The organism is Kitasatospora sp. MY 5-36 (assembly GCF_001182915.1).
Taxonomy (GTDB): Bacteria; Actinomycetota; Actinomycetes; order Streptomycetales; family Streptomycetaceae; genus Kitasatospora.
This window is the reverse complement of sequence record NZ_LFVW01000915.1, coordinates 1-3351: the sequence shown is the minus strand read 5'-3', so window position 1 is coordinate 3351 and position 3351 is coordinate 1. Positions and strand designations below refer to the sequence as shown.

Below are 3351 nucleotides of genomic sequence, written 5' to 3'. Positions count from 1 at the left end.
GCCGAGGCCGTCGCCGAGGCGCCGGGTGAGCCGGTCGTGGCCGCGGAGGCCGCGGTCGTCGCCGAGGCTCCGGAGGCCGTCGAGGCACCGGAGACCGCCGAGGCCGTCGAGGCCGCCGCCGAGGCTGCGGCCGAGGAGGCGCCGGCGCCGAAGAAGCGGGCCGCCCGCAAGACCGCCGCGAAGAAGACCGCCGCCAAGAAGACCACCACGGCGGCCAAGAAGACCACCGCCCGCAAGACCGCCACCAAGCGGACGAGCGCGGCGGCCAAGAAGGCCGCGGCCGCCGAGGGTGATACGGCGTCCGAGTAGTGCCCACGCCCCGGGGCGGGAGTGATCCCGCCCCGGGCCGTACGGGCCGGTTTGCCCCCCGGGCGGCCGGTCCGTATTCTTGACCATCGGCGTGTCTACGCCATTGCTCCCGAGCACATCACCTTCCCGAGGTCACCGCGTTCGCGCGGAGGGCCGGGGAGAGGCTCCTGTGTCCGTACCCAGGTGGCTGGCGTCGGGGGTTCCGACCGAGCAAGGAAAGCAGGTACCGCATGTACGCGATCGTTCGCGCAGGCGGCCGCCAGCACAAGGTCGCCGTCGGCGACGTGCTGGAGATCGACCGTATCGAGGCCAAGCCGGGTGACTCGGTCGAGCTCTCGACCATCCTCGTCGTCGACGGTGACGCTGTCACCTCCGACCCGTGGGTCCTGGCCGGCGTGAAGGCTCACGCCGAGGTGGTCGACCAGACCAAGGGTGACAAGATCGTCATCCTGCGCTACAAGAACAAGACCGGCTACCGCCGCCGTCAGGGTCACCGTCAGCAGCACACCGCGGTGCGCATCACCAGCATCGACTCGGTCAGCAAGTAAGGGGATAGCGAAAAATGGCACACAAGAAGGGCGCAAGCTCTACTCGTAACGGCCGTGACTCGAACGCCCAGCGCCTCGGCGTGAAGCGCTTCGGTGGCCAGGTCGTCTCCGCCGGCGAGATCCTCGTCCGCCAGCGCGGCACCCACTTCCACCCGGGTGCCGGTGTCGGCCGCGGTGGCGACGACACCCTGTTCGCGCTGACCGCCGGTGCGGTGCAGTTCGGCACCCGTCGTGGCCGCAAGGTCGTCAACATCGTGGCCGTCGAGGCCTGAGTCCCCGCGGACTCCCGAGTCTGAGAAGACCCACCGGGTCGGGACAAGACTCACAGTGAAGGGTGGGCCGGAATTCTCCGGTCCACCCTTCACGCTTTACGCAGGTAGCAAGCAGACTCTCGCGCACTGGAGGCACACCCATGACCACCTTCGTGGACCGCGTCGAACTTCACGTCGCCGCGGGTAACGGGGGCCACGGCTGCGCCTCCGTGCACCGCGAGAAGTTCAAGCCGCTCGGCGGCCCGGACGGCGGCAACGGCGGGGAGGGCGGCAGCGTCATCCTCACCGTGGACTCGCAGGTCACCACCCTGCTGGAGTACCACCACTCGCCCAAGCGCAAGGCCACCAACGGCAAGCCGGGCGCGGGCGGCCACCGCACCGGCGCGGACGGCGAGGACCTCGTCCTGCTGGTGCCGGACGGCACCGTGGTGCTGGACCGCAAGGGCAACGTGCTGGCCGACCTGGTCGGCCACGGCACCAGCTTCGTCGCGGCCCAGGGCGGCCGCGGCGGCCTCGGCAACGCCGCGCTGGCCTCGGCCCGCCGCAAGGCGCCCGGCTTCGCGCTGCTCGGCGAGCCCGGCGAGGCCCGTGACATCGTCATGGAGCTCAAGTCCGTCGCCGACGTGGCCCTGGTCGGCTACCCGAGCGCCGGCAAGTCCTCGCTGATCTCGGTGCTCTCGGCCGCCAAGCCGAAGATCGCGGACTACCCGTTCACCACCCTGATCCCCAACCTGGGCGTGGTCACCGCGGGCGACACCGTCTACACCATCGCCGACGTGCCCGGCCTGATCCCGGGCGCCAGCCAGGGCCGCGGCCTGGGCCTGGAGTTCCTGCGCCACGTCGAGCGCTGTTCGGTGCTGGTGCACGTGCTGGACTGCGCCACCCTGGAGCCCGGCCGCGACCCGCTGACCGACCTGGAGACCATCGAGGCCGAGCTCGCCGAGTACGGCGGTCTGGAAGACCGTCCGCGCCTGGTCGCGCTCAACAAGGTGGACGTCCCGGACGGCCAGGACATCGCCGACCTGACCCGCGCCTCCCTGGAGGAGCGCGGCTACCGGGTGTTCGAGGTCTCCGCCGCCTCCCGCAAGGGCCTGCGCGAGCTGAGCTTCGCCGTGGCCGGGATCGTCGCCGAGGCGCGCGCCGCCAAGCCGGCCGAGGAGTCGACCCGGATCGTGCTGCGGCCCAAGGCCGTCGACGACGCCGGCTTCACCATCACCGAGGAGGACGGCGCGTACCGCATCCGCGGCGTCAAGCCGGAGCGCTGGGTCCGCCAGACCGACTTCAGCAACGACGAGGCCGTCGGCTACCTCGCCGACCGGCTGGCCCGCCTCGGGATCGAGCAGGAGCTGTGGAAGATCGGGGCGCACGAGGGCGACACCGTCATCATCGGCCCCGAGGAGAACGCCGTCGTCTTCGACTGGGAGCCGACCATGGCCGCCGGTGCCGAGATGCTCGGCCGCCGTGGTGAGGACCACCGCTTCGAGACCCCGCGCCCGGCGGTCGACCGCCGTCGCGAGAAGCAGAAGGGCCGGGACGCGGCCGAGTCCGAGTTCCTCGCCTTCGAGGCGCTCTCCAGCGGCCGCCAGGCCGCCATCGAGGGCGACGACGACGAGGACTGAGGGCTGAGGACCGCTGACCGGTCCGGTCCGGACGGCCCCCGCCACCTGTCGAGGTGGCGGGGGCCGTCCGCGTGTCCGGCGGTGACGGGGCGTCACTTGGTCCAGGAGGCCTGGAGCTTCAGCGGGTCGGCCAGGTCGGTGTAGCCGACGGCGGCCGGGGTGTTGCCGGGGGTGGAGATGATGGTGCAGCCCTTGACCTCGGCGCCCTTGGCCACGCCCTGGAACTTCGCGCCGGTGCACTTGGGCAGCGGGGTCGCGGCGGTCAGGACGTTGACGCCCTTCTTGCCCGTGGTGTCGAAGAGCACGAGCTTCGAGTCCGGGGCGGTGAAGGAGAGGCTGGCGTCCCCGAGGTTCTTGATGGTGTAGCTGACGTACATCGGGGTGCGGCCTTCCAGGCCGACGATGCTGATCTTGGCGGCGGTGAAGTCCTGCGCCGAACCGGCCTCGACGCCGGTGACGGTGACCTCCAGCTTGGTGGCGACCTTGGAGGTCTTGTCGGCGAAGTCCACGGTGGCGCTCTGGCCGACCTTCACGCTGGTGGCGGCCGCCGGGACGGCTCCGGCACCGGCCCCGCCGCCCGCCGCGCCGGCCGTGCCGGCCCCG

Annotated in this window: 5 protein-coding genes; 4 read left to right on the top strand and 1 reads right to left on the bottom strand. The window is 71.7% G+C overall.

Features of this window, described 5'->3' with window-relative positions; genetic code table 11:
• From AE652_RS45775 to obgE, 4 genes are all read left to right on the top strand, one after another.
• A partial coding sequence (locus tag AE652_RS45775) for a hypothetical protein (RefSeq protein ID WP_053112531.1) occupies positions 1 to 309 on the top strand: 309 nt, incomplete at its 5' end.
• A gap of 230 nt (positions 310 to 539) precedes the next feature.
• Positions 540 to 857: a 50S ribosomal protein L21 gene (gene rplU / locus AE652_RS38145; protein ID WP_045696828.1), complete on the top strand. Its 318-nt coding sequence runs from the start codon at positions 540 to 542 to the stop codon at positions 855 to 857.
• A gap of 14 nt (positions 858 to 871) precedes the next feature.
• Entirely contained in the window at positions 872 to 1129 is a 258-nt protein-coding gene (rpmA, locus tag AE652_RS38140) for a 50S ribosomal protein L27 (RefSeq protein WP_030309712.1), read from the top strand.
• 140 nt (positions 1130 to 1269) lie between these two features.
• Entirely contained in the window at positions 1270 to 2748 is a 1479-nt protein-coding gene (obgE, locus tag AE652_RS38135; protein WP_049659936.1) for a GTPase ObgE, read from the top strand.
• Positions 2749 to 2840: 92 nt separating this feature from the next.
• Here obgE and AE652_RS38130 read toward each other — a convergent pair.
• Positions 2841 to 3351, bottom strand: a 511-nt coding sequence (locus AE652_RS38130; protein ID WP_049659934.1) for a hypothetical protein, incomplete at its 5' end; no start/stop codon positions are given.